A 26451-nucleotide genomic window follows, 5' to 3' on the forward strand; every position below is an offset into this window, starting at 1 on the left:
ACGGGGGCGACGGGGCGCCGGGGGCGCAAGCGTCGGCTGTCAGGGATCAGGGAGGGCACCCTGGCAGCCGACCCCCGGCCCCGACCCCCGGCCCCGGCCCCCGGCCCCGACCCCCGGCCAACCCGGTCCGCCCCCCACTCGCCTACCTCCCCGCCTCCCCCATCTCCCCCATCTCCCCCAACACCCCCACAAACGCATCCGTCGTCCCCCGGTCCCGTACCGCCACGCGCAGCCAGTCCTCGCCCAGCCCCGGGAACGTGTCCCCGCGCCGGACCGCGAAGCCCAGGTCCCGCAGCCGGTGCCGGACGGCGGACGCGCCCCGCAGCCGTACGAGGACGAACGGCGCCTCCGCCGGGCCGGTCACACGCACTCCCGCAACCGCCGACAGCGCCGCCACCAGATGGGCCCGGTCGGCACCGATCCGCCGGGCCGCGCGGTCGGCCTCCGCCAGCGCGCGGGGCGTCATGCACGCCTCGGCGGCGGCCAGCGCGGGCGTGGACACCGGCCACAGCGGCTGGACGCGCTCCAGCGCGGCGACCGTCTCCGGCGCGGCCAGCACGTACCCGATGCGCAGCCCGGCCAGGCCCCAGGTCTTGGTCAGGCTGCGCAGCACCACCAGCCCGGGGACGTCGGTCCGGCCGGCCAGCGACTCCCGTTCGCCCGTCACCGCGTCCATGAACGCCTCGTCCACCACCAGCGTCCGCCCCGGCCGGGCCAGCGCCGTGACGGCCGCCGCCGGATGCAGCACCGAGGTCGGATTCGTCGGGTTGCCGAGCACCACCAGGTCGGCGTCCTCCGGTACGGCCGACGGGTCCAGCCGGAAGCCGTCCTCGGGCCGCAGCAGCACCCGGTCGACGGAGTGCCCGGCGTCCCGCAGCGCCGCCTCCGGCTCGGTGAACTGCGGATGCACCACCACCGGACGGCTCACCTTCGCCGCCCTCGCCACCAGGACGAACGCCTCCGCCGCGCCCGCCGTCAGCAGGACCCGGTCCGGGTCGAGCCCGTGCCGGGCCGCCACCGCCGCCCGCGCCCGGCGCCCGTCCGGATAGGCCGCGAGCCCGTCCAGCGACCCGGCGATCACCTCCCGCAGCCACGCCGGAGGGGTGTCCGCGCGGACGTTCACGGCGAGATCGACCAGCGCCGCCCCCTCGTCCCGGACCTCCGCGTCCCCGTGATGCGCCAGATCGGGCAGCCCGTCCGAAGGTCCGACCCCGACCCCGACCCCGTTCGGCACCCCGTCCGACCGCCCGCCACTCACCCCGGCCCGCGCCACCGCGCAGGTCGCCCGCGCCGACTTCCGCTTCGGGACGACCAGTTCACCACCCCCGGCCAGCGCCGCGGCCTCGGCGACGGAGGGGGTGCCCACGGCGGTGAGCGGCGCGTCGGAGGGGTTCGGGACACCGATCGCCGCCAGGGCGTCCGCGGAGTGCGTCACCAGCGGCACGCCGAACCGTTCGGCCGCCGCGACGATCCCGGGCTGCTCCGCCTTCGCGGCCACGGTCGCGAACCGGCCGACGTCGTGCGCCGACAGCCCCGCCTCCCGCAGCGCGCCCTCGACCAGCGCGACGATCTCCTCCGCCGGGGCGCTCCGCGAGGCGCCCACCCCGACGACGAGGTCCGTCCCGGCCTCGATCCCGGTCTTGATCCCGGTCTCGATCCCGGCCTCGGGTATGGACGACTCGGGCATGGACTCGGCTCCCTCTCATACAGATACGTAGGTATATGGACATATATGCGGACGACGTATAGGCGAACGCGGCAGCAACCGGCACATCACAGAGCAGCCCACCGAGGATGTCCGGGGCGTCGCAACCGCACCGGGGCCCCCGGGTCCGATAGCAAGGGCGCATGGCGGTGTTCGTCGCGCTCGGCGCGTTCCTGATGACGCTGGCCGGCGGCTGGACCGCGCAACGGGTGACGGACCGCCGTCACCTGGTGCTGGGCCTGGCCGGCGGGCTGATGCTGGGGGTGGTGGGCCTGGACCTGCTGCCGGAGGCGCTGGAGGCGGCGGGCCGGGAGGTGTTCGGCGTACCGGCGGCGCTGCTGCTGTTCGTCGCCGGGTTCCTCCTGGCCCATCTGGTGGAACGGCTGCTGGCCGCCGCGCACGGGGGCGACGAGCATGCCCGCACCCCGGAGGTGGGGCTCACCGCCGCCGCCGCCATGGTCGGCCACAGCGCGATGGACGGGGTCGCCATCGGCGCCGCCTTCCAGGTCGCCGAGGGCATGGGCCTGGCCGTCGCGGTCGCGGTGATCGCCCATGACTTCGCGGACGGCTTCAACACCTTCACCCTCGCGACCCTCTACGGCAACGCCCGCCGCAAGGCCGTCGCCCTGCTGGTCGCCGACGCGGCGGCCCCTGTCGTCGGCGCCGCCTCGACCCTGCTCTTCACCATCCCGCACCCGGTGCTGGGGGGCTATCTCGCCCTGTTCGGCGGCGCCCTGCTCTACCTCGCGGCGGCGGAGATCCTCCCCGAGGCCCACCACGAACACCCCGCGGGCCCGACCCTGCTGTGCACGATCGCCGGGGCGGGCTTCATCTGGCTGGTGGTGGGGCTGGCGGGGGAGTGAGCGGGCGGCGCGGCCGTGCAGCGCGTCGACGCCCTTCACGAGTGTCGGCTCGGGGTCACCGGGCTCCGGCTCGGGGTCACCGGACACCGGGTCCGGGCCAGCGGACACCGCCTCCGGGCCAGCGGGCACCAGCTCCGCCTCACCGGAACCGGCCCCCACCCCTCCCACCACCCCTCCCCCCACCCCGCCACTCACAACGACCCGCACCGCTCGACGAACCGAAGCGCCACGCCGGGCGCCGATGCCCAGTGGGTGTGCAGATAGCTCGCGTGCACCCCGTGCCGGACGAACCCCTCGACCCGGGGCACCGGCGTCCGCAGCCCCCAGGCGGGGGTGTCCCCGGCGCCGGGCTCGACGGCGGTCCGGTGGAACTCGTGCCCCCGCATCCGCGTCCCGGCCGCGGCCAGCACACTGTCGCCGACGGCCACGGCGTCCCGGTACCCGAGGGTGAGCCGGTCGGTCATCCGGGCCGAGGCGTCCAGCACCCCGCACATCGGGCGCCCGTCCAGTTCCCGGCAGAGGTAGAGCAGTCCGGCGCACTCGGCGGCGATCGGCGCGCCGCGCTCCGCGAGCACCGCGATGTCCTTCCGCAGGGACTCGTTGGCGGCCAGCTCCCCGGCGAACACCTCGGGAAACCCGCCCCCGACGACCAGCCCCGCGGTCCCCTCCGGCAGCCGCTCGTCCCGCAGCGGATCGAAGACGGCCACCTCGGCCCCGGCGGCCCGCAGCAACTCGATGTGCTCGGCATAGGAGAACGTGAACGCGGCCCCACCCGCCACCGCGACCACGGGCCTCCCCCGCCGACGGCCCCCCGGCCGGCCCTCACCCCCGACCGCGTCCACCGCCTCCTCCGCGCCCCCCACCGCCTCCTCCGCGTCCCACCCCCCACTCCCCAGCCCCATCCCCATCCCCGACCCCATCCCCCCGGCCTCCCGCGCAAGCCGCAGCAACCCCTCCAGATCGCACCCCGCCGCGACCCGCGCCCCCATCGCCGCCACCGCCGCCACGGCCTCCGCCCGCCGCTCCGCCACCGGCACCAGCCCCAGATGCCGTGACGGCGTCCCCACCGCCTCCGGCGCCCGCCGCACCACCCCCAGCACCGGCGTCCCCACCGCCTCCAGCGCCTCCCGCAACAGCTCCTCGTGCCGGTCGGACGCGACCTTGTTGAGGATGACGCCCCCGATCCGCACCTCGGGGTCCCAGGTCACGAACCCGTGCACCAGCGCCGCCACCGACCGCGACTGCGCCGACGCGTCCACCACCAGCACCACCGGCGCCCGCAGCAGCTTCGCCACCTGCGCGGTCGAGGCCAGCTCGCCCTGCCCGGCGGCCCCGTCGAAGAGCCCCATCACCCCTTCGATCACGGCCACCTCGCACCCCCGCGACCCGTGCAGGAACAGCGGTCCGATCAGCTCCGGCCCGCACAGATACGCGTCCAGGTTGCGCCCCGGCCGTCCGGTGGCCAGCGCGTGATAGCCGGGGTCGATGTAGTCCGGCCCCACCTTGTGCCCGGACACGGCGAGCCCCCGCGCGGCGAACGCGGCCATCAGCCCCGTCGCGACGGTGGTCTTCCCGCTCCCCGACGAGGGCGCGGCGATCACCAGCCGCGGCACGCGGGCACCCGTAGGCGTCACGGGCGTCACGGGCGTCATGGGTGCCAGGGGCGTCACAGGTGTCATAGGCGTCATGGACGACACGTCCCGCACCCCCGACACGTCCCACACCCCCGACACGTCCCGCACCCCCGACACGTCCCGCACCCCCGCCACGTCCCGCACCCCCGACACGAATCGTCGTCCCTCACCACTCGATCCCCCGCTGCCCCTTCTGCCCCGCGTCCATCGGATGCTTCACCTTGGACATGTCGGTGACGAGATCGGCGTACGCGACCAGCGCCTCGGGCGCGTTGCGGCCGGTGATCACCACATGCTGCTGCCCGGGGCGCTCCCGGAGCACGGAGACCACCTCCTCGGGATCCACCCACCCCCAGTGCATCGGATACGCGAACTCGTCCAGCACATACAGTTGGTACGTCTGCGCCGCCAGATCGCGTTTGACCTGCTCCCAGCCCTCCCGGGCCTTCTCCTCGTTGTCCGCCTGGGCGTCGCGCTGCACCCAGGACCAGCCCTCGCCCATCTTGTGCCAGGCGACGGAGCCGCCCTCCCCGGAGTCCCCGAGCACCCGCAGCGCCCGCTCCTCGCCGACCTTCCACTTCGCGGACTTGACGAACTGGAACACCCCGATCGGCCACCCCTGGTTCCAGGCCCGCAGCGCGAGCCCGAACGCGGCCGTGGACTTCCCCTTGCCGGCGCCCGTGTGGACGACGACCAGGGGCCGGTTCCTGCGCTGACGGGTCGTCAGCCCGTCCTCCGGTACGACACTCGGCTGTCCCTGCGGCATTACGCGGCCCTCCCTGATACGCCCTTGGCGCCCTGTACGCCCTGCACATCCCTGACCAGCCCGGCGATCGACTCGGCCCGCAGCTCGTCCAGCGTGACCGCGGTCCCCGCCAGCTCGCCGGCCAGCCGCCCGGCCAGCCCCAGCCGCACCGGCCCCGACTCGCAGTCCACCACCACCGACGCCACCCCGTCCGCCGCGAACAGCCGTGCCGCGCGCCCGGCGTGGGCCACCGGCTCGGGCGGCCCGCCGGTCGCCCGTCCGTCCGTCACCACCACGACCAGCGCCCGTCGCGCCGGATCCCGCAGCCGCTCCACCCGCAGCACCTCGTGCGCCCGCAGCAGTCCGGCCCCGAGCGGCGTCCGCCCCCCGGTCGGCAGCGACTCCAGCCGCGCGGCGGCGGCGTCCACCGACGAGGTCGGCGGCAGCGCCACCTCCGCCGAGGTCCCCCGGAAGGTCACCAGCCCCACCTTGTCCCGCCGCTGGTACGCGTCCAGCAGCAGCGACAGCACCGCCCCCTTTACCGCGCCCATCCGCCGCCGGGCCGCCATCGACCCGGAGGCGTCCACCACGAACAGCACGAGATTGCCCTCACGCCCCTCCCGCCGCGCCTGCCGCAGATCGTCCCGCCGCACCACCAGCCCCGGCCCGGACCGTCCGCGCGCCCGCTGGTGCGGGGCCGCCGCCCGGACCGTCGCCGCCAGATGCAGCCTGGTCAGCGCCCCCTCGGCCCGCTGCGCCCCGGTCGTCCGCCCGTGCTCGGTCCGCGCCCGTGAACGCCGCCCCGCGGCCCCCTCCCCGATCCCGGGCACGCTCAGCACCTTCGTCCGGAACGGCTCCGAGGCCCGTACGGGGGACTGTTCCCCGGCACCGGACGGAACCGGCCCCCCACCGTCCTCGCCGCCCCCGGCCCCGGGCGGCGGCGCACCCGAGTCACTCCCCTCGCCCCCCTCGCCCCCGTCCCCACCCGCGTCCGGCCGCTGCCCGCCACCACCGGGCCCGTCCGGGCCGGGACCGTCGTCGTCGGGGCCGCCCGAACTGTCGCCCGAGCCCTCGCCCGAGCCCTCTCCAGGGCTGTCCGGTTCCCCGGCGAACTCCTCCAGCGTCCGGTCGAGCCGCTCCTCGTCCAGGCCCGGCGCGTCGAACGGGTTGCGGCGGCGCCGGTGCGGCAGCGCCAGCAGCGCCGCCTGCCGGACGTCCTCGGCGAGCACGTCCGTCCGCCCGGCCCAGGCCGCCAGCGCGGTCGCGGTGCGGGCCATCACGATGTCCGCCCGCATCCCGTCCACCTCGAACGCCGCGCAGGTCGCCGCGATCTGCCGCAGCGCCCCGTCGCCCAGCCGCACCGACGGCAGCAGCTCCCGCGCCGCCACGATCCGCGCCCGTACGGCGGACTCCTCCTCGGCCCACCGGGCGGCGAAGGCGGCGGGATCGTCGTCGTGGGCCAGTCGGCGCCGCACCACCTCCACCCGCTGGTCCGGCTCGCGCGAGGCGGTGACCTCGACGGTGAGGCCGAACCGGTCGAGGAGCTGGGGCCGCAGCTCGCCCTCCTCCGGGTTCATGGTGCCGACCAGCATGAAACGGGCCGCGTGCCGCACCGACACGCCCTCGCGCTCGACGTAGGAGGCGCCCATCGCGGCGGCGTCCAGCAGCAGATCGACCAGATGGTCGTGGAGCAGGTTGACCTCGTCGACGTAGAGGATCCCGCGGTGGGCCCGGGCGAGCAGGCCCGGCTCGAAGCTCTTGACGCCCTCGGCGAGGGCCCGTTCGATGTCGAGCGCGCCGACGAGCCGGTCCTCGGACGCCCCGACCGGCAGCTCCACCATCCGCGAGGGCCGCGTCTGCCCGACCCCGGCCCCGCCCCCAATTCCGGCCCCGGCCCCTGCGCCTGCCCCGTCCTCGTGCGGCCCGTCCGGGCAGCCCGGGTCCGGCGCCGCCGGATCGCACGAGAAGCGGCACCCGGCCACCACCCGCACCTCGGGCAGCAGCGCCGACAGCGCCCGTACGGCGGTCGACTTGGCGGTGCCCTTCTCCCCGCGCACCAGCACCCCGCCGACCGCCGGTGACACGGCGTTCAGCAGCAGCGCGAGCCGCAGATCGTCCTGGCCGACCACGGCCGTGAACGGAAACGCGATGCTCACTTGTCCTCGTCCTCCTTGTCGTGCCTGTCGTGCCTGTCGTGCCTGTTGTCGGCCGCCGGGGCGCTCTCCGGGCCGCCCGCCGGTTCCGGACGCACGGCCCGCAGCCGCTCCGTCGTCGTCCCCGCCCCCCACCGGGGCGCGGTGAGGGTTCCGATGGTCATGCGGGCGCTCCCGGCGGCACGAAGGGAAGCCCCGGCGGCGCCCCGGACTCGATGAGCCGCCAGAGCGCGTCCGTGTCCGCGTGCTGTTCGATCAGATCGCCGAGCCGGTCGAGCCGCTCCTCGCGCAGCCCGGCGAAGGAGGTGCCGGGCGCGGGCACGAACCGGCGCCCGGAGGCGGCGGCCACCTCCCGCAGAAAGGCCCGCCGGAAGGCGTCCGACTCCAGCGAGCCGTGCCAGTGGGTACCCCAGGTCTGCCCGGCCCGGCACCCGTCGAGAAACGGTTCACCGCCGACGACATCGGCGACACCGTGATGGATCTCGTACCCCTCGACCCGCTCCCCGAGGGCCTCGCCGACGGGCCGGGCCAGGGTCTTGTCCGGCGCGAACCGCACCCGTACGGGCAGCAGCCCGAGCCCGTCGACCGAACCGGCCCGGCTCTCCACGTCGTCCTGGATGTGCTCCCCGAGCAGTTGGAAGCCCCCGCAGATCCCGAGGACCGGCAGCCCGGTCGCGGCCCGCGCCACGAGGGCGTCGGCGAGCCCGCGCTCCCGCAGCCACGCCAGCGCCCGGACCGTCCCCCGGGTCCCCGGTACGACGACCAGATCGGCGTCGGCCAGTTCCTCCGGCCGGTCCACGAACCGCACCACGACCCCGGGTTCGGCGGCCAGCGCGTCGGCATCGGTGAAGTTGGACATCAGCGGCACCGCGCAGACCGCGACCCGCAGCACCTCCGCGCCGACGGGCGGCCCGGCCATGGACTCCCGGCCGCCACCGGCATGCGCCCGCTCGCGCTCGCGCGGGGGCACCCCCATCCCGTCCTCCTCGTCGATACCGAGTCCGGACCGGAACGGCAGCACCCCGTAGGTGGGGCGTCCGGTGAGCGAGGCGAGCATGTCGAGGCCGGGCCGGAGCAGGGACACATCGCCGCGGAACTTGTTCACCAGGAATCCGGCGACCAGCGCCTGGTCCTGCGGCGACAGCAGCGCGACGGTCCCGAAGAACGAGGCGAAGACCCCGCCCCGGTCGATGTCCCCGACCACCAGCACGGGGAGCCGGGCATGGCGGGCGAGACCCATGTTGACGATGTCGGTGTGCCGCAGATTGATCTCGGCGGGACTCCCGGCGCCCTCGCACACCACGACGTCATGGTCGGCCCGCAGCCCGTCGAGGCACTCCAGCACCGTCCCGAGCAGCGCTTCGCGCCGCCCGCCGTGATAGCCGCGGGCGCTCATCTCACCCACCGGGCGGCCCATCAGCACGACCTGGCTGCTCCGCTCGCCACCCGGCTTCAGCAGCACCGGGTTCATGGCCGCCGACGGTTCGACCCGGCACGCCTGCGCCTGCATGGCCTGCGCCCGCCCGATCTCCGCGCCCTCCCGGGTCACGAACGAGTTCAGCGACATGTTCTGCGCCTTGAAGGGCGCGACCTTCACCCCCTGCCGCACCAGCCAGCGGCAGATTCCGGCGGTGACGACACTCTTCCCGGCGTCGGAGGTGGTACCGGCGACGAGGAGGGCATGGGCGGTCATCGGGGGAGTCCTTCGGTACGGGCCTTGGCCATGGCGTTGACCCGGGCCACGGCCATGCTTCTGATCCCGGCGCGCACCGGATGCCGCGACCCTGGCCCCGGTGACCCCGGCACCGGTGACCCGGGTCCTGGTGACCCCGGCCCCGGTGAGCTTGGCCCCGGCGACCCTGGCCCCGGCAAGTCCGGCCTCGGCGACCCCGGCCTCGGCGACTCCGGATGAGCCGATCCCGGCCCTGGCAAGTCCGGCCCCGGCAACCCCGGCTGAGCCGACCCCGCCTTCCTCAACGCCCCGCCCCCACCCGCAACCCCACCCGCAACCCCCCGCGCAGCCGCCCCCACCACGCTCACCCCCAACGCCAGCCACTGCACCCGCCGCGACACCCGCACCGCCCGCTCGATGTCCGCGACCGCCACGGCCCGCCCCGTCCCGTTCAGCACCGGACGCCGCTCGACCCGGCCCGCGTACGACAGGGTCCCGCCGAGCCGTACCCCGAGCGCGCCCGCGAATGCCGCCTCCACGACCCCGGCGTTGGGGCTGGGATGCCGGGCTGCGTCCTCGCGCCAGGCCCGCCGGGCCCCCCGCGGATCACCCCCGGCGACGACGGTCAGCGCGGCCGTCAGCCGGGCCCCCGGCCACCCCGCCACATCGTCGAGCCGCGCGGACGCCCAGCCGAAGCGCCGGTACCGCCGCGACCGGTGACCCACCATCGCGTCCAGCGTGTTCACCGCCCGGAACCCCAGCAGCCCCGGCACCCCGGCCACGGCCCCCCACACCAGCGCCCCCACCACCGCGTCGGAGGTGTTCTCGGCCACGGACTCCACGACGGCCCGCGCGATGCCGTCGGCGTCCAGCGCCTGCGGATCCCGCCCGCACAGATGCGGCAGCCGCGCCCGCGCCCCGGCCACGTCCCCGCGCTCCAGCGCGCGCCCGATCGCCCGCGCCTCCCGTCCGAGGGAGGTCCCGCCGACCACGGCCCAGGTGGCGGCCCCGGTCAGCAGCACGGAGGCGGCGGCGGAGGACCGTACCGCGCGGGTCGCCGCCGTACCCAGGGCGACGGCGCCGCCCGCGCACACGGCGGCGTGCAGCGCGCCCCATCCCCGGTGGTCGCGCCACAGCAGTCGTTCCACGGCGCCCGCCGCCCGTCCGAACGCGGCGACCGGATGCCCGCGGCGGGGATCGCCGAGGAGCAGGTCACCGAGGAGTCCGGCGGCGGCGCCGTACGCGAAGTCGCGCTCGGCGGCCATCGGTTCAGCCGGCCGCGGGGGAGGGGAGCGTTCCGCGTCCGCCGGCGTACCCGGTGATGCGTCCGCCGGCGTATCCGGTGTCGCGTCCTCCGGCGTACTCGGTGACGCGTCCGTCGGCGTGTCCGGTGACGCGTCGGGTGACGCATCGCGTGGCGAGCCTCGATCGGCAGCCGAGCATGGCGACCTGTCCTCACTCAGGGTGTCCGCGCCCTGGTTCGACGAAGCGGCGGTGAGAGTTCCTGGCTCCCGGGGGTTCTCCCCCGGTGACAGTGGCGGGACCGCGCCGGATTCGCACCGGCTTCCTCTCGTGTCGCCGTAGTTGGCCCCGGCAGTCCACCACGGGGCCGGAGAACCCGTCAACCTGCCGCTGACCTGCGGCAGGAGAGTGTGCCCAGCTCCACACGGCGACCGCTGCCGCGCACACCAGGAGGGCGGGTACGCAACCCAGTTCCCTGGGTCCCGTACCCGCCCTCCGGGGGTGTGCGGGAGCGACACCGGGGTGTGCGGGAGAAACCGCGCCCGCGGGCACCCCGTCGCGCGCGGACGCGCCACCGTGGCGGCGGCCGTCCCGCGGTCAGGCGACTGTCAGGCGACGATCAGATAGATCCCGTACGCCACGGCCCCCAGGCACGCCGCGAAGCAGGCGTACGCGCCGGTCACCGCGAGCGCCGCGCCGCCACCGCTCTCGACCGCGCGCTCATGGCGCGACAGTCCGCTGATGCCGAGGGTGAACAGGCTGACGAGGGCCACGGTGACCACGAGGCTGACTCCGAAGACGGAGCCGAGGGCCGCCCAGTCGATTTCCATGCTGCTGTGTCCTTGAGTCGGGGAGGGGGTGGGGGTGTGGGGGAGGGGCAGGGCGGCGCCGCTCAGACGGTGGCCTTGGGCGCGGCCGGATCGGGGCCGCCGCCGGGGGAGGGGGCGGGAGCGGCTGCGGCGGGCGCGGTGCCCTGCTGGGCCGGGATGGCGGCGGCGGCCTCCTCGGCGGCGACGGTCGGCGGGGGCGACACCGCGGCGACGGCGGCGGTGACGACACCGGGCGCCTCATCGGGAGCGTCCGAGCCGGAACCGGAGCCGGAACCGGAGCCGGAGCCGGAGTTGCCGTCACCGTCACCGTCGGTGTCATTGACGTTGGTGTGGTCGACGACCTCGCGGCGCGACAGCTTCCAGATCCAGGCGCTGGAGCCGACCAGGAAGACGGCGACCAGCCCGGTGCCCCAGGCACCGAAGCGGCACACCCACTCGGCGAGCGCGCCGACCACGGCGGCGGCCGGCAGGGTCAGCCCCCAGGCGACGAACATCCGGGTGGCCGTGGACCAGCGGACCACCCCGCCCTTGCGGCCCAGCCCCGCGCCCATCACCGCGCCGGACACGGAGTGGGTGGTGGAGAGCGAGAAGCCGAGGTGCGAGGAGGCCAGGATGACCGTGGCGGCGCTGGTCTGGGCGGCGAAGCCCTGCTGCGGCTGGAGGTCGGTCAGGCCCTTGCCCATGGTGCGGATGATGCGCCAGCCGCCGAGGTAGGTGCCGAGCGCGATGGCCACACCGGCGGAGACGATCACCCAGGTGGGAGGGTCGGAGTCGGGGGCGAGGGCGCCACCGGCGACCAGGGCGAGGGTGATGATGCCCATGGTCTTCTGCGCGTCGTTGGTGCCGTGCGCCAGCGAGACCAGACCGGCGGAGGCGATCTGCCCGGCCCGGTAGCCCTTGGCGGACGACCGGCTCCCGGCCGACTTCTTGCCGAGCGAATAGGTGAGCCGGGTGGCGAACATCGCCGCGAGCCCGGCGACCAGCGGCGCGGCGACCGCGGGGATCAGCACCTTGGTGATCAGTACGTCGCCGTGCACCGCGCCGAGCCCGGCGGAGGCGATGGCCGCGCCGATCAGACCGCCCATCAGGGCGTGCGAGGAGGAGGAAGGCAGGCCCACCAGCCAGGTCAGCAGATTCCACAGGATCGCGCCGACCAGCGCCGCGAAGATGACCTCGGGCTGGATGCCGGACTCGTCGACGAGCCCTTTGGAGATGGTGTTCGCGACCTCCACGGAGAGGAAGGCGCCCACCAGGTTCAGGACGGCGGACATCGCCACCGCGGCCTTGGGTTTCATGGCACCGGTCGAGATGGTGGTGGCCATCGCGTTCGCGGTGTCGTGGAAACCGTTCGTGAAATCGAACGCAAGTGCGGTGATCACCACAATCGCGAGGATCAGCGAGAAGCTTTCCATTTACCCAGGCATTCGTTCGAGGTCATCGGCCGGATGAACGTAGGTAACCCAGATGAACGAATGGTGAACTGAAGGGGGCATCAGGGTGTATGTGACGGGGAGTCGGCATTCCGTTTCCTGTGAGGCGCGCCAGGTCGCCCGCCCGGCACCGCTCTCACCCGTCCCGGGCGGGTCTCACCCGCCCCCGGATTCACCGGCCCCGGGCGGTTCCCACCCGCCCCGCGCGGCCCTCACCGGCCCCGGGCGAACGCCCGCAGCCCCTCCATCGACCCGGCGAAGAGATTCTGGTCACCCGGCAGCCCGCCGCGGTCGTCGTACTGCCAGAACGTCCACCGCGACCACCCCGCGGGCAGCTTCCCGGCGCTCCGCGTCCCGTAACGGGCCACCCAGAGCGCGTGATCGTCCGCGAACGCCGTACTGCGCCCGGTGCAGGCGTTCCACCACCGCGCCGTGGTGTAGATCACCGGACGGCGCCCGGTGAGCCGTTCCACCTCATCGCTGAACGATCCGATCCAGCCAACCATCCGCGCCGGGCTCAGCCCGTAGCACCGGCGCTTCCCGTTGTACGGGTTCCCCTCGATGTCCAGTGCGGGTGGCAGGGTCCACCCGTCCGCCCGCCAGCCCCCGCCGCTGCGGACGAAGTACCCGGCCTGCGCCGCGCCCGACGAGCGGTCCGGCAGCGCGAAATGGTAGGCCCCCCGGACCAGCCCGGCCTTCCGCGCCCCGTCGTACTGCCCCCGGAAGTACGGATTGCGGTACGACGTCGACTCGCTCGCCTTCACGTACACGAACCGCGCCCCCTTCGCCCGCGCCGCCCGCCAGTCCACCGTCCGCTGGTGCGAGGAGACGTCGTGCCCCCTGGTCCCGCCCGCGGCCACCGCCGGAACCTCCCCCAGGGCGACCCCCGCCACCCCGAACACCCCGAACGCCCCGAACGCGGCGACCAGGGCCCGCCCGCGCGACCGGCGGGGGAGCGGAGGGGACGGTGCGCGACCGGAGGCGCGAGTCATGGCGATGCTTCTCCCGGAGAACGGCGACCGACCGACCGGCCGGCACGGCAGGACGAAAAGGTGACGTACGCGACAATCGACCCGACCCTAGGTCAAGATCACCGCGCACCGAAGGACCCCCGCCCACCCCCCTGCCCCCACCCCCCCGAACGACGGACACCACCCCCACCCTCCCTTCCTCTCCTCTCCCGTCCCCTCCCGGCTGCGAGGATCACCCCATGCCCGAGCAGCGAAACGACGACCGGCACCCCTCCCCGGAACCCCGCACCCCCCACCCGTCCGCCCCCGACCTCGCGGCGGCCTGGCGGGACCTCGTGGACACCGCCCGCCGCACCGTGACCGACGGCCTCGTCGTCGGCACCTCCGGCAATGTCTCGGTCCGCGTCGGCGACACCGTCCTCGTCACCCCCTCCGGCGTGCCCTACGACCGGCTCGGCCCCGCCGACCTCACCGGCGTCGCCCTCACCGGCCGCCGCACCCACGGCACCCTCGCCCCGACCAGCGAACTCCCGATGCACCTCGCCGTGTACCGCACCACCGACGCCCGCGCGATCGTCCATACCCACGCCGTGCACGCCACGGCCGTCTCCACCCTCGTCCCGGAACTCCCCGTCATCCACTACATGACCGCCGCCCTGGGCGGCCCCGTCCGCGTCGCCCCCTACGCGACCTACGGCACCGAGGAACTGGCCGAGAACATGCTCCGCGCCCTCACCGGCCGCTCCGCCTGCCTCCTCCAGAACCACGGCACCCTCACCCACGGCACCACCCTCGCCCAGGCGTACGACCGCACCGCCCAACTGGAATGGATGTGCCGCCTCTGGCTCACCGCCTCCGCCGTCCCCGGCCTGACCCCCACCCTGCTGACCTCCGACCAGCTCACCGAAGCAACCGCACACCTACGCCACTACGGCCAACCCCCCACCTGACCCTCCCCCCTTCCCTGTCTCTCCACTGGCCGCGAGCGACCCGGCCCAGGACACTGGACCCGTGCGCACTGTCAGAGCGACGGCCGCTGCCGTCACCGTGGCGCTGGCGGCCGGCGCCGCGAGCGTCGCCGCCGGACGGCTGGCCAGCGACGCCGCGCTGAAGGCGCCGCCCGGCCGCCCCCTGCCGACCGAACCCCGACTCACCGTGCACGCCACCGCCGCCGGCCGCATCACCCTCACCCGGCAACTGGCCTCCCTGCGCCCCGGCACCTACGGCCTCGCCGGTGACGGCACCCACGCCGTCGTCGGCCCCGCCCTCACCGCCGCCGCCCCCAGCGCCGACACCGTCGTCCGCCGCCTGGAACGCGTCACCCACGGCACTCTCACCCCCGGCGACCACGTCTGGCTCACCCCCAACCTGTACGTCGGCGACCCCCGCGGCGCCCTCGGCCTCGACCACACCGACGTCACCGTCCCCGGCGAACTCGGGCCCCTCCCCGCCTGGTTCCTCCCCGGCGCCCGCGACACCTGGGTGATCGCCGCGCACGGCCTGGGCACCACCCGGGAACACGCCATGAACCTCATGGGCTTCCTGCACGGCCAGCGCCTCCCCGTCCTCGCCCTCGCCCACCGCGGCGACCCCGGCGCCCCGCGCCCCCCGGACGGCCTGAACCACCTGGGCCACACCGAGTGGCGCGACCTGGACGCCGCGATCCGCCACGCCCTCGCCCACGGCGCCCGCCAGGTGGTCCTCCTCGGCTGGTCCACGGGCGCCACCATGGCCCTGCGCGCCGCCACCCACTCCCCGGTACGGGACCGGATCTCCGGCCTCGTCCTGGACTCCCCGGTGCTCGACTGGCAGACCACCCTCAAGGCGCTGGCCAGGGCCCGCCGCACCCCGGGCGCCCTGCTCCCGCTGGCCGTCCGCGCCGCCCAGGGCCGCACCGGCCTGCACCCCGCCCCCGACCCCACCGCCGAGTCCCCCCTCACCGTCCCCGCCCTGATCCTGCACGGCCCCGGCGACGAGGTGGCCCCCTGGACCCTCTCCCGCCGCTTCGCCGCCCGCCACCCCACCCTGGTCACCCTCCACGAGGTCCCGGACGCCCCCCACGCCGCCGCCTGGAACCCGTCCCCCAAGCCCTACGAGGAGGCCCTGCGCCGCTTCCTGACCCCCCTGATGTAACCCCGATAACCCACCCCACCCAGCCCGAGACCCCACCCTTTCCCCCATAGCCCCGCCCCTCCGCAACCCCCGCCCCGCCCTTCCCGACACCGGCCCACCCCCTCCGGGGACCCCCATCCCTCCCGAGCCCGCCCTTGTCGGCATCGGTCCGCTCCCTCCGGGGACCCCCATCCCTTCCGGGCCCGCCCTTGTCGGCATCGGCCCGCTCCCTCCGGGGACCCCTATCCCTTCCGGGCCCGCCCTTCCCGGCATCGGCCCGCTCCCTCCGGGGACCCCTATCCCTTCCGGGCCCGCCCTTCCCGACACCGGCCCACCCCCTCCGGGGACCCCCATCCCTTCCGGGCCCGCCCTTCCCGACATCGGCCCGCTCCCTCCGGGGACCCCTATCCCTCCCGGGCCCGTCCTTCCGGCCTCGGCCCGTCCCCTCTGGGCGCCACCGTCCTCTCCGGGTCCGGCCCTTCCCGGCGGCGGTCCGTTGCTTCCCGGACCACCCGTCGCTTCCGAAGCCTCTCCCTCCCGGCATCGGCCCGCCTCTTTCGGCCCCATCCCCCGGACGTCGGCCAGTCCTCTCCGCGACCGGGCCTCCCGGGCGTCGGCCCGTCGCTTCCGGCGCCATCTGTCCCCTCAGAAGCCCACCCCTTTCCGGCGTCGGCCTGCGCTTTCCAGCGGTCACCTGCTCCCTCCGGCAGCCACTCGCCCTTCCCGGCGGCCACCCGCCCCTCCAGCAGCTACTCGTCCTCTTCGGGCTCCGTCTCTCTGCGTGGCTACCGCTCTCCTCGGTGGGCCCTGTGCCTCCGGCGGCCACCCGCCCGGTCCGGCGGCTACGCGTCCCCTTCGGGCCCGGTACCACTCGGCGGGCTGCCGATCTCCTGCGTGGCCGCTGCCTCGCCCAGCGACCAGCCGCTCCCTCCGGCTGCTGCGCACCCCCTTGGGGGCCTGCCCCTCTGGGCGGCCACCGCTCTCCTTCGGGCCCCGCCCCCTCCGGCGGCCACCCGCCCGCTCCGGCAGCTACGCAACTCCTCCGGCAGCTAAGAGCCTCCCCCGGACCCCGCCCTCTCGTCGCCCACCGCCTTCCTCTGGGGCCCTGACTCCTCCAGCGACAGCCGGTCCCCTCCCACAGCCATTCGTCCTCTCCGGCAGCCACTCGCCCCGCCTCAAAAGCACCCCCTCCCTTTCGATAGCCATCCCTCCCCCCAACCCCAACGACCCCCGCCCCTCCCTCCCTGAGGCCATTCGCCCTCCCCGCAGCCAGCCCGCCACTTCGGCGGCCCCTCCTCCCTCCCGGACCCACTCACCTCCTCCGATCCCGCCCGTCCCTTCCGGGGCCACTGCCCCCTCCAGAGCCGCCGGTTCCTCCAGAGCCGACTGCCCCCACCAGAGCCCACAGCTCCCCGGAGCCCCACTGCTCCCTCCGGACGCCACTGTCCCCTCCCAAACCCCCAAGCCTCCAAGCCCCCAAACCCCCGCCCCCGGCCGGAGGCCGCCCCCGCCGAACCCCCTGTCCCCCCCCGTCAGACCAGGCGGAGCCCCCCTCACCTCCCCCCGGTTCCGCTTCCCCCCTGCCCCTGGCCTGATCCGACCCCCCGACTCCCGCCCCCGACCCCCCTCACCACCCCTCCCCGAGCCCCTTCCTGGCATTCCGTTTGGGTTTTCGGACCGTCAACCGGAAGACTGCACCCGTGACGTCCCGTATCCCGCGCGACTCCAGGCTTCGACTCGTCCGCCCGCGACCCCTGGCCGCCGCCCCCCGAGCGATGAACCAGCGGCGCTCGCGCCGCCCCGCGCCCCGGCCGCCGGAGGGCACTCCGGCCCCTTCGGAACTGGCCAGAATGGCACGCTCCCTGCTGGCCGGCGCCGCCCGCGTGGCCCGCTGGGCCGAGACGGCGCCCCAGCCGGGCAAGAACACCGCGCTCACCGGCGTCAGGCCCCCCGCCACACCCACCGCCACTGCCGCCCCACCCCCACCCCCGGGCGACCACCCGCCCGGTGCCACGGGCAACGGGACCACGGCCTCCGCCCGGCCCGCCGACGGGACCACGTCCCCCGCCCCGACCACTCCCCGCTCGACCGTGCCCGGGTCGACCGCGGAGCAGCACCCATCCGCGCCCGCCTCGACGAGCCCCGCCCCGGCGGCCCCCACCCCGACCGCCACCGAACGGCCCACCAACGGCCCGACCCCGCCCCAGCCCCCGCCCCCATCGGCGGCGCCCCCCGCGCCGGACCGCCCCGCCGACGGCAGGGCCACCATGTCCGCCCCCACCGCCGAACACGCCGCCTCGGAACTGGGCCTGACCCCCGCTCAGGTCCGCGCCGACTGGGACACCGCCCGTCTCGCCGGGCTGGTCGAGGTGCACGGCGGAGTCGCCCGCCCCGGCTGGCGGCTGCGCGCCTGGCACCGCGACGACAGCGCCGTGCTGCGCGGCTGGGTCGCCCTGTTCGACGCCTGGTCGCTCGCCCACCCCGAGCCCGAGGGCCATGAGCCCGCCGCGGTCGCCGAGGTCGTCTCGGCCATGCCCCAGGTGCTCTCCTTCCTCCAGCTCTCCGCCGGTCCCGTACCCGTCGCCCAACTCCTGGACCTGCTCCAGCAGCGGGTCGGCGAACTGCGCACCGAGCGCTGCGAGATCCCCTACGGCCCCCGCCCCGAGCCCGCGCGGCCCGCCGCCGCCGACGACACCGCGCTCGCCCCGCTCCTCGACTGGGCCCTGCACGCCCTGGCCTCCGTCGGCGCCCTCACCTACGGCGACGCCCAGGCCACCCTCACCCCGCTCGGAAGCTGGGCGGTCTGGGTCAAGCTGGAGCAGATCTGTGTGGCCGCCCAGAGCCCCGCCGGGAACATCGAGGCCGCCGCCGAGGACATGCTGCGCGGCTGCTCCCAGCTCCGCCCCAACGCCGCCCGCGCCGAGTACCGCGCCTGGCTCGCCGCCCGCCCCGTCGGCAGCGCCGTCACCGAACTCCTCGACGCCGCCCGGGGCGAGGACGCCCTGTTGCGCAGCCTCGCCTTCGAGGCGCTGCGGGTCGTCGGCGCCCCCGCCGAGCCCGGGGTGCGCGCGGTCGCCGAGGAACCGACCCTGCGCCCCTACGCCCTGCTCTGGCTCGCCGAGCACGACGGCGCCGACCCCGAGGACGCCCACGAGGTGCTGACCCGCGAGGAGGCCACCTGGCTGTGGGTCGACACCGCCGCCGCCGTCGCCGACCACGGCGAGGCCCCGCTGCTGGTACGGCATCTGGAGTCCGCCGTGCAGCCGACCGTGCCCGCGCTGCTGGACGAGGTGCGGGCCGTCGGCCATCCGCGCACCGTGCAGGTCCTGGTCGCGCTGGCCGCCGCCCACCCCGACCCGGCGCTTGCCAAGGCCGTCCGCCGGGCGGCCTTCCAGGTGCACACCGGAGGCCGCTGAGCCCGCCCGGGACCCGACCCCGCCGGGGGAGGGGCCGGGGTCAGCCGGATATCGCCGGCGCGTAACTGCCGAAGCTCCAGAGGTTGCCCTCGACATCCCGGGCCAGGTAGTCCCGGGAGCCGTAGTCCTGGTCGGTCGGGGGCATCAGGATCTCCACACCGTGGTCCACGGCCCACTGGTGGTGCGCGTCGACGTCGTCCACCACGACGTACACCCCGACCGTCCCCGCCTCCTTCATCGCCGCGCCGAAGACCCCGCCCCGCCCCTTCGAGCCGATCATCACCGCGCCGTTGCCCTGCACCAGCTCGGCGTGCGTCACCGCGCCGTCCTCGTCCTCGTACAGCGCCAGCTCCGTGAAACCCAGCGCCTCGGTGAGCTGCCGGACCGCCGCCTTCGCGTCCGCGTACAGCAACGTCGGATAGATGCTGGGCCGTCCGCCGCCCGTGCCTGCCATGCCGATCACTCCTCAGTGAAGCCCTGCCCGGCCGCGCCGCACCCGCCCGGTCGCGCCGGGTCCGACGTGAATTCAGTCTCGCACCCGCCACTGACAACGGCCCCCGCCACCGGCCACGGCCCCCGCGCCCACCTCACCGGAAGGTGTTGCACTGCGCCATGTCGCCCGTCCGGTACCCCTGGTCGAACCAGTCCTGCCGCTGCCGCGCCGACCCGTGCGTCCAGTTCTCCGGCGTCACCCGCCCCTGGTGGCGCGCCTGGATACGGTCGTCGCCCACCGCCGCCGCCGCGTCCAGCCCGTCCCGGATGTCGGCGTCCGTGAGGCTCGTGATCAGCGGCCGGCCGGTCGACTCGTCCGGAGTCGTCGTCGCGTGGTGCGCCCACACCCCGGCGTAGCAGTCGGCCTGGAGCTCCACCCTCACCGCGTTGCTGTCCGCGCCGGTCCGCCCGTCCTGCGCCCGGCTCAGCGTGCCCAGCAGATCCTGGACATGGTGCCCGTACTCGTGCGCCACCACGTACGCCTGTGCGAACGGTCCGCCCGACGAACCGAACGTCGTGCGCAGCTCGTCGAAGAAGCCCAGGTCGAGATAGACCTTCTGGTCGGCGGGACAGTAGAACGGCCCGACCGCCGAGGTCGCCGTGCCGCACCCGGTGGCGACCTGCCCGGAGAAGAACACCGTGGGGGAGCGGGTGTACCGGCTGCCCCGCCGCTCGAACTCCCCGGCCCAGAAGTCCTGGACGCTGTTGACGACCGCCACGATCCGGCAGTCCTCCCTGGTGTTGGCGTCCCGCCCGGTCCGGCAGGTCTGCTGCACCTGCGCGAGCGTCGACGAGGTCGCCGCGGGCGAGGAGTCCCCCGAGGACAGCCCGAGCTGCTCGGGACCGACCCCGAAGAAGAGCCCCAGCAGCAGCGCCACCAGCCCCGCGATGCCGCCGCCGATGGTCGCCCGCCCGCCCGGGACCCGGCTGCCGCGCCGGTCCTGCACCTCGGAGGTGTCCAGACGCGCGTCGTCGTCGAACTGCATACGGGCAACCACCCTCCGCCTGGGCCGTCCCCCTCGGGCCATCCTGACCCGCCCCCGCGCCACGGGCCCCGGCGAAGGGCCGAACGGGCGACGCCCCGCCCGCCCCCGGCCGCGTCCCGCCCCGCCGGCCACCACCGCGGCTACGCTCTGCGCCTGATCCGCGGCCGACCGGACCCCTGTGTCACCCCCAGGCCGGACCCCCGAGAAGGGCAGGCGCGTGGCCGTACGACAGTCCGGGCCCCGGGGACGCCGTTCCGGGCCCCCGGGAGCCCGGCCCCGCGCCCTGGGCCGCCTCGTCCCCGTCGCCCTGGCCGTCCTCCTCGCCGCCCCCCTGTTCGCCGCGGCCCACCACGCCCGGCCCCTCCCCTACGGCGACCGGCTCACCGTCCACGCGCGCGGGCAGGCGGCCCCGCTGCGCGCCGCGGCGATCCGGGAGTCCGCGGTGGAGGCGTACGACCCGCGGACCGGCGCCGTGCGCTGGCGCCACGCGCGCGTGGGCAGCCGTCCGCTGGAGGTGCTCCCCGCGCGCGGGGAGGCGATCACGCTCTGGGACGACGGACTGGTCACCGCCACCGCCACGGACGGCCGTTCGGTCCGCTGGCACCGCGCGCTGCCCGCCGCCGGCGGCTGGCTCCCCGAGTACGGCGGGACGGGCGTGCTGCGCGAACTGCCGCACGGCATGCTCGCGGTGATCACCCCCGACCTGATCGCCGCCTACCGGCTCGCCGACGGGGATCTGCGCTGGGTGCTCCCGGCCGGCGAGGGGTGTTCGTTCGATCCCCGGCGTGCCGTTGGTCACGCGGGCGCGCTGCTCGTCGCCCAGCCCTGCGCGCGGGACGCCTGGACCGCGCAGCTCATCGCGGTGGACGACCTCGGCCGGATCGTCCCGGGCCGCACCCCGCTCGGCAATCGGGCACCGGACCGCCCGCCCGGACCCGCCAAGTCGGAAAAACTGGTTGCACGGTCCCGTTAGACTGGCCCCATGGCCATTCTCCTCGCGCACTAGTCGGCGGGTGCGTCCGCTAGATCCGTCCGTCCGCCACCCATCCGCCCTGGAGTCTGTCCGTGATCTCCGCTTCCGGTATCGAGCTGCGCGCCGGTGCCCGCATCCTCATCGAGAACGCCACCTTCCGGGTCGCCAAGGGCGACCGCATCGGCCTCGTCGGGCGCAATGGCGCCGGGAAGACCACCCTCACCAAGGTCCTGGCCGGCGAAGGCATGCCCGCCGGGGGCACGGTCACCCGCTCCGGCGAGGTCGGCTACCTCCCCCAGGACCCGCGCACGGGCGACCTGGACATGCTCGCCCGCGACCGCGTCCTGTCCGCGCGCGGCCTGGACGTCCTGATCCGCAAGATGCGCGACAACGAACAGCGCATCGCGGGCGGACAGGGCGCCACGCGCGAGAAGGCCCTCCGGCAGTACGAGCGCCAGGAGACCGAGTTCCTCACCAAGGGCGGGTACGCGGCCGAGGCGGAGGCCGCCACCATCGCCGCCGCGCTGAACCTCCCCGACCGGGTGCTCGGCCAGCCGCTGCACACCCTCTCCGGCGGCCAGCGGCGCCGTATCGAGCTGGCCCGGATCCTGTTCTCGGACGCCGACACGCTCCTCCTGGACGAGCCGACGAACCACCTGGACGCCGACTCGATCGTCTGGCTGCGCGACTATCTGCGGACCTACCGGGGCGGCTTCATCGTGATCTCGCACGATGTCGACCTGGTCGAGACGGTCGTCAACAAGGTGTTCTACCTGGACGCCAACCGCTCCGCGATCGACATCTACAACATGGGCTGGCGGCTCTACCAGCAGCAGCGCGAGGCCGACGAGAAGCGCCGCAGGCGCGAGCGGCAGAACGCCGAGAAGAAGGCCGCCGCGCTCAACGCGCAGGCCGACAAGATGCGCGCCAAGGCCACCAAGACGGTCGCCGCGCAGAACATGGCGCGCCGCGCGGAGAAACTGCTCGCCGGTCTGGACGACGTCCGCCAGTCCGACAAGGTCGCCAAGCTCCGCTTCCCCGAGCCGTCCCCGTGCGGCCGGACGCCGCTGATGGCGGAGGGTCTGTCGAAGTCGTACGGCTCGCTGGAGATCTTCACCGATGTCGATCTCGCCATCGACAAGGGCTCCCGGGTCGTGATCCTCGGCCTCAACGGCGCGGGCAAGACCACCCTGCTGCGCCTCCTCGCGGGCGTCGAGCAGCCGGACACCGGCGGGGTCGTCCCCGGGCACGGCCTCAAGCTCGGCTACTACGCGCAGGAGCACGAGACCCTCGACGCGGACCGCACGGTGCTGGAGAACATGCGTTCGGCCGCCCCGGACATGGACCTGGTCGAGGTCCGCAAGGTGCTCGGCTCGTTCCTGTTCTCCGGCGACGACGTCGACAAGCCCGCGCGCGTGCTGTCCGGCGGCGAGAAGACCCGCCTGGCCCTCGCCACCTTGGTGGTGTCCTCGGCGAACGTCCTGCTGCTCGACGAGCCCACCAACAACCTCGACCCGGCCAGCCGCGAGGAGATCCTCGGCGCGCTGCGCACCTACAAGGGCGCGGTCGTCCTGGTCACCCACGACGAGGGCGCCGTCGAGGCGCTCCAGCCGGAGCGGATCATCCTGCTGCCGGACGGCGTCGAGGACCTGTGGGGCGCCGACTACGCGGATCTCGTCGCCCTGGCTTGATCGAATGGATGATCCACTGGGTATGGATCATTCGGCCCATCGGTGATCCACCATCTGTGTGAGATCTCCTCGTACCGGGGTGTGTCCTACATCCACTTCGCGGCGGAGCCCTGTGATGACCGGGGCTCCGCCGTTGTGCGCTGCTGACCTGGACCTTCCTCGCGAAACCCGGCCAAGGGCGAGGATCGCGCCTCCTGGAATCGATGATTCCGGTTGTGGGGATGTGCTCCTGTCGTCACCACGCTGTCGCACGGACCTTGCCGAATGGGTGGCCATCAAGCCCCGGAGGGGTGATCATGAGGGGACCAGAGCGCACTTCCCATGAGGAGGCACGGGTGGCCGAGACTCTGAAGAAGGGCAGCCGGGTAACCGGCGCCGCGCGCGACAAGCTCGCGGCAGACCTGAAGAAGAAGTACGACGCCGGTGCGAGCATCCGGGCGTTGGCCGAGGAGACCGGCCGCTCGTATGGCTTTGTGCACCGGATGCTGAGCGAGTCGGGTGTCACGCTCCGTGGGCGTGGCGGGGCTACACGGGGCAAGAAGGCCCCGTAGGCCCGGACCCGGGCGGTCCATCGGCTCCGATGGCGGACACCCGGTCGGTCGGGCGATTGGCCGGGTGGTTACTGTGCAGTCACTTATGAGTGCCCCGGTACGGCACTCCCGCTGACCGCACCCCTCGGAGGCACCCCATGGCTTCGCCCGACCCGGCCGCCGATCCGGTTCGTGACCCCAACGGCCCGGTTCGTCACGACAACGGTCCTGTTCTCGACCAGGACGGCGTACGGCTCACCGTGGACGGTCCCACCGCCAAGGTGACGCTCACCAACCCGGCCAAGCGCAACGCGCAGAGCCCCGCTCTGTGGCGCGCGCTGACCGAGGCCGGGCGGGCACTGCCGGGCACCGTCCGCGTGGTCGTGCTCCGTGCCGAGGGGAAGTCCTTCTCGGCCGGGCTCGACCGGCAGGCGTTCACGCCGGAGGGCTTCGACGGCGAACCGTCGTTCCCCGACCTCGCGCGCCGCACCGACGCCGAACTGGACGCCGCCATCGCCGGGTACCAGGACGCGTTCACCTGGTGGCGGCGCAGCGACCTGATCTCCGTCGCCGCCGTCCAGGGACACGCCATCGGCGCGGGCTTCCAGCTCGCCCTCGCCTGTGATCTGCGCGTCGTCGCGGACGACGTGCAGTTCGCCATGCGCGAGACCGGCCTCGGCCTGGTCCCCGACCTCACCGGCACGCACCCGCTGGTCGGCCTCGTCGGCTACGCCCGCGCCCTGGAAATCTGCGTGACCGGGCGCTTCGTCCAGGCCCCCGAGGCCGAACGAACCGGCCTCGCCAACCTCGCCGTCCCCGCCGACCAGCTCGATGCCGCCGTCCAGGACCTCACCGCCGCCCTGCTGGCCGCCCCCCGCGACGCCGTCATCGAGACCAAGGCCCTCCTCCAGGGCGCCCGGCACCGCTCCTACGAGGACCAGCGCGCCGCCGAACGCCAGGCCCAGGCCCGCCGGCTGCGGGACCTGGCGGGGCTGGGGGAGTAGGCGTCCGGCACCCGCGGGCACCCCGTTCAGCCCACGGCGGTCACCAGCACCGCCACCGACGGCCGCCCCGGCACCGCCCGCCCCACCGCCGCACGCACCTTCCGGGCGACCTCCAGCGTCCGGTGCTCCGCGTCGACGGCGATCTCCACCCGGACATGGGGCCGGGCACCGGCTGTGGCACCGATGCTCGTTCGATCAGATAGACGAACTCGATCAGCTCGATCAGCTCGGTCAGCTCGGTCAGCTCGATCTGATTGATCACGTTGGTCGGGCTGGCCACGTCGATCAGGCTGATCAGGCTGATCGGGTTGGCCAGATTGGTCGGGTCGGTCATGTCGATCAGCAGGGGAGCGATCGATCCGCACCGCACGGCCGAGACCGCCGCCGAGCCTCCCGGTCAACCGGGTGACGCCCGGGACGGCCAGGGCGGCGGTCGAGGCCCGCTCCTCGTCGGTGGTCCCGCCCCCGGCCTGCGCCCCGGGGGGTGACGGCGCCTCCCGCCCCTCGCCGTCGCCCCGTGACTCCGGAGGCGGTGCGCCGGGCGAGGCGTCCGGGCCGCCACCGCCCGCGTCGGGCTCCTCGTCGTCCAGCAGTCCCGTCACGCGGAGATCCACCTCCGAGACGGTCAGCCCGAGCTGCCGCGCCGCCGCCTCGCCCAGGGCGGCGCGCAGCCGAGCGGCGGTCGTCGGCAGCGGTTCGGCCGCCGTGGCCGGGTGTCCGGCGGTGGCGTGGAAGTCGGCCGTCACCCGGAGCGGGCCCGGCGGCAGCGCGCTCGGCGGGGGCGGTACGACCGGCTCCCCGGCGGTGCCCGGTCCGGCCGGGGCGATCCGCAGCGCGCCCACCCGTACGCCCGGTACGTCCCGCACCGCCCGCCGCAGCGCGCCTGCCGCCGCTTCCTCCGTGATCCAGGCGCCGTCCCGCGCGCCGCCCAGCGGCAGCAGCCTGCCGAGCCCCAACTGCTGCCGCACCGCCCGCGCCCACTGCTCCGTCATTGCTCCAGCCTGCCGCATTCCCGGCGCGCAACCCCGCAACCGCGCATACGGTGGTCGAAGGGACGACGATCGAACGATCGGAACGATCGAAAGGGATGTACGGCGATGACGGACACGACGGACCGGAACCGGACGCAGGGTGCCGACAGCGACACCGACACGCCCGTACAGACACGCAAGAGCACCCGGCGCGGCGGCGGCGCCCCGGGGACCCGCGGACGGACCACCATCGCCGACGGCGTCGTGGAGAAGATCGCCGGACTCGCCGCGCGGGACGTCCTCGGGGTGCACGCCATGGGCAGCGGTCTCAGCCGCACCTTCGGCGCCGTGCGCGACCGGGTGCCCGGCGGCTCGAAAGCGGTCACCCGCGGGGTGAAGGCCGAGGTGGGCGAGGTACAGACCGCCCTGGACCTGGAGATCGTGGTCGACTACGGCGTGTCGATCGCCGATGTGGCCCGCGACGTGCGGGAGAACGTGGTGGCCGCGGTCGAGCGGATGACCGGCCTGGAAGTGGTCGAGGTGAACATCGCGGTCAGTGATGTGAAGCTGCCCGACGAGGAGGACGAGGAGCCGGAGCCCCGGATCCAGTGACCCGCCGGGGACCGGACAACCGCACCGCTGAGGGGAGCGCAGAATGAGCATGGCCGTGGTCGGAATGATCGCGGGGATGGCGCTGGGGTTCGCCGGGTACTTCGGCGGATTCGGAGCCTTTCTGCTGGTGGCCGCCCTGGGCGCCATCGGCTTCGTGGCCGGCCGGTTCCTGGAGGGCGACCTGGAACTGGGCGACTTCTTCCGCACACGTGACAACCGCCGGCGGTGACATCGGTGACCGGTGGGAACGCGACCGGGGCCGGACAGCCGGGCGGCACCCGGGCGGGCACACCGCCCCATGCCCCGGACGGCGCCCAGGACGCCGATGGCAGTCATGGACGCCCTGGCGGCCATGGCCGTCACGGCTCCCGTGACAGCTTCCGTGACGGCGGTGGGCGAGGCACCCCGGACGCGGGCCC

At 74.9% G+C, this 26451-nt stretch carries 22 protein-coding genes, 1 pseudogene and 1 riboswitch; of the genes and pseudogenes, 10 read left to right on the forward strand and 13 right to left on the reverse strand.

What is annotated here, in order from left to right; all coding sequences use genetic code 11:
• Positions 1–142: 142 nt before the first annotated feature.
• Positions 143–1687, reverse strand: coding sequence for an Rv2231c family pyridoxal phosphate-dependent protein CobC (cobC, locus tag AB0O01_RS15620; RefSeq protein ID WP_365313634.1), 1545 nt, complete (start codon positions 1685–1687; stop codon positions 143–145).
• Between the two features lie 161 nt (positions 1688–1848).
• Between cobC and AB0O01_RS15625 the strand changes: the two genes are divergently transcribed.
• A complete protein-coding gene (locus tag AB0O01_RS15625) occupies positions 1849–2568 on the forward strand; it encodes a ZIP family metal transporter (RefSeq protein ID WP_365313635.1) in 720 nt (239 codons plus the stop codon).
• A gap of 191 nt (positions 2569–2759) precedes the next feature.
• Here AB0O01_RS15625 and AB0O01_RS15630 read toward each other — a convergent pair whose 3' ends face one another.
• The 9 genes and pseudogenes from AB0O01_RS15630 to AB0O01_RS15670 form a co-directional block, all read right to left on the reverse strand.
• Entirely contained in the window at positions 2760–4220 is a 1461-nt protein-coding gene (locus AB0O01_RS15630) for a cobyrinate a,c-diamide synthase (RefSeq protein ID WP_365313637.1), read from the reverse strand.
• 148 nt (positions 4221–4368) lie between these two features.
• A complete protein-coding gene (cobO, locus tag AB0O01_RS15635) occupies positions 4369–4968 on the reverse strand; it encodes a cob(I)yrinic acid a,c-diamide adenosyltransferase (protein WP_365313639.1) in 600 nt (199 codons plus the stop codon).
• The gene (locus AB0O01_RS15640) at positions 4968–7103 is read right to left on the reverse strand and encodes a putative cobaltochelatase (RefSeq protein ID WP_365313640.1); all 2136 of its coding nucleotides are present in this window, start codon (positions 7101–7103) and stop codon (positions 4968–4970) included. Before AB0O01_RS15640 ends, cobO begins: the two co-directional genes overlap by 1 nt.
• Positions 7100–7264: a hypothetical protein gene (locus AB0O01_RS15645; protein ID WP_365313642.1), complete on the reverse strand. Its 165-nt coding sequence runs from the start codon at positions 7262–7264 to the stop codon at positions 7100–7102. The genes AB0O01_RS15640 and AB0O01_RS15645 overlap by 4 nt, the downstream gene beginning before the upstream one ends.
• Positions 7261–8793: a cobyric acid synthase gene (locus AB0O01_RS15650; protein WP_365313644.1), complete on the reverse strand. Its 1533-nt coding sequence runs from the start codon at positions 8791–8793 to the stop codon at positions 7261–7263. Before AB0O01_RS15650 ends, AB0O01_RS15645 begins: the two co-directional genes overlap by 4 nt.
• Positions 8794–9131: 338 nt before the next feature.
• A pseudogene (locus AB0O01_RS15655) lies at positions 9132–10037 on the reverse strand (cobalamin biosynthesis protein); the annotation flags it as partial.
• A 233-nt stretch (positions 10038–10270) separates the two neighbouring features.
• Positions 10271–10343: riboswitch (cobalamin riboswitch) on the reverse strand.
• 279 nt (positions 10344–10622) lie between these two features.
• Positions 10623–10844: a hypothetical protein gene (locus tag AB0O01_RS15660; protein ID WP_365313646.1), complete on the reverse strand. Its 222-nt coding sequence runs from the start codon at positions 10842–10844 to the stop codon at positions 10623–10625.
• A gap of 62 nt (positions 10845–10906) precedes the next feature.
• Positions 10907–12256: an inorganic phosphate transporter gene (locus AB0O01_RS15665; protein WP_365313648.1), complete on the reverse strand. Its 1350-nt coding sequence runs from the start codon at positions 12254–12256 to the stop codon at positions 10907–10909.
• A 230-nt stretch (positions 12257–12486) separates the two neighbouring features.
• Positions 12487–13266, reverse strand: a complete 780-nt coding sequence (locus AB0O01_RS15670; protein WP_365313649.1) for a lysozyme — start codon at positions 13264–13266, stop codon at positions 12487–12489.
• A 218-nt stretch (positions 13267–13484) separates the two neighbouring features.
• Between AB0O01_RS15670 and AB0O01_RS15675 the strand changes: the two genes are divergently transcribed.
• The 3 genes from AB0O01_RS15675 to AB0O01_RS15685 all read left to right on the forward strand — a co-directional run bounded on the left by AB0O01_RS15675 (position 13485) and on the right by AB0O01_RS15685 (position 18773).
• Positions 13485–14195: a class II aldolase/adducin family protein gene (locus AB0O01_RS15675; protein WP_365313650.1), complete on the forward strand. Its 711-nt coding sequence runs from the start codon at positions 13485–13487 to the stop codon at positions 14193–14195.
• Between the two features lie 61 nt (positions 14196–14256).
• On the forward strand, positions 14257–15378 hold the full coding sequence (locus AB0O01_RS15680; protein WP_365313651.1) for an alpha/beta fold hydrolase: 1122 nt from the start codon (positions 14257–14259) through the stop codon (positions 15376–15378).
• A 1829-nt stretch (positions 15379–17207) separates the two neighbouring features.
• Positions 17208–18773 carry a hypothetical protein gene (locus AB0O01_RS15685; protein WP_365313653.1) on the forward strand — a complete coding sequence of 522 codons (1566 nt, stop codon included), beginning with the start codon at positions 17208–17210 and terminating at the stop codon, positions 18771–18773.
• Between the two features lie 40 nt (positions 18774–18813).
• On the opposite strand, the gene AB0O01_RS15690 is transcribed toward AB0O01_RS15685, so the two are convergent.
• Positions 18814–19227, reverse strand: coding sequence for a VOC family protein (locus AB0O01_RS15690; RefSeq protein WP_365313655.1), 414 nt, complete (start codon positions 19225–19227; stop codon positions 18814–18816).
• A 133-nt stretch (positions 19228–19360) separates the two neighbouring features.
• Positions 19361–20251: a neutral zinc metallopeptidase gene (locus AB0O01_RS15695; protein WP_365313657.1), complete on the reverse strand. Its 891-nt coding sequence runs from the start codon at positions 20249–20251 to the stop codon at positions 19361–19363.
• Positions 20252–20468: 217 nt separating this feature from the next.
• Between AB0O01_RS15695 and AB0O01_RS15700 the strand changes: the two genes are divergently transcribed.
• From AB0O01_RS15700 to AB0O01_RS15715, 4 genes are all read left to right on the forward strand, one after another.
• Positions 20469–21224 (forward strand): hypothetical protein, encoded by a 756-nt coding sequence (locus AB0O01_RS15700; RefSeq protein WP_365313658.1) that lies wholly within the window; start codon positions 20469–20471, stop codon positions 21222–21224.
• A 92-nt stretch (positions 21225–21316) separates the two neighbouring features.
• Positions 21317–22915 (forward strand): ABC-F family ATP-binding cassette domain-containing protein, encoded by a 1599-nt coding sequence (locus tag AB0O01_RS15705; protein ID WP_365313660.1) that lies wholly within the window; start codon positions 21317–21319, stop codon positions 22913–22915.
• Between the two features lie 335 nt (positions 22916–23250).
• Positions 23251–23466 (forward strand): helix-turn-helix domain-containing protein, encoded by a 216-nt coding sequence (locus tag AB0O01_RS15710; RefSeq protein WP_355735174.1) that lies wholly within the window; start codon positions 23251–23253, stop codon positions 23464–23466.
• Positions 23467–23603: 137 nt separating this feature from the next.
• The gene (locus AB0O01_RS15715; RefSeq protein ID WP_365313662.1) at positions 23604–24449 is read left to right on the forward strand and encodes an enoyl-CoA hydratase/isomerase family protein; all 846 of its coding nucleotides are present in this window, start codon (positions 23604–23606) and stop codon (positions 24447–24449) included.
• 26 nt (positions 24450–24475) lie between these two features.
• On the opposite strand, the gene AB0O01_RS15720 is transcribed toward AB0O01_RS15715, so the two are convergent.
• Positions 24476–25441: a nucleopolyhedrovirus P10 family protein gene (locus tag AB0O01_RS15720; RefSeq protein ID WP_365313664.1), complete on the reverse strand. Its 966-nt coding sequence runs from the start codon at positions 25439–25441 to the stop codon at positions 24476–24478.
• 105 nt (positions 25442–25546) lie between these two features.
• Between AB0O01_RS15720 and AB0O01_RS15725 the strand changes: the two genes are divergently transcribed.
• Positions 25547–26032 carry an Asp23/Gls24 family envelope stress response protein gene (locus AB0O01_RS15725; RefSeq protein ID WP_365313666.1) on the forward strand — a complete coding sequence of 162 codons (486 nt, stop codon included), beginning with the start codon at positions 25547–25549 and terminating at the stop codon, positions 26030–26032.
• Positions 26033–26075: 43 nt separating this feature from the next.
• Entirely contained in the window at positions 26076–26261 is a 186-nt protein-coding gene (locus AB0O01_RS15730) for a hypothetical protein (protein WP_355735182.1), read from the forward strand.
• Positions 26262–26451 lie beyond the last annotated feature (190 nt).

The organism is Streptomyces sp. NPDC093252, from assembly GCF_040683675.1.
Classification (GTDB): Bacteria; Actinomycetota; Actinomycetes; order Streptomycetales; family Streptomycetaceae; genus Streptomyces.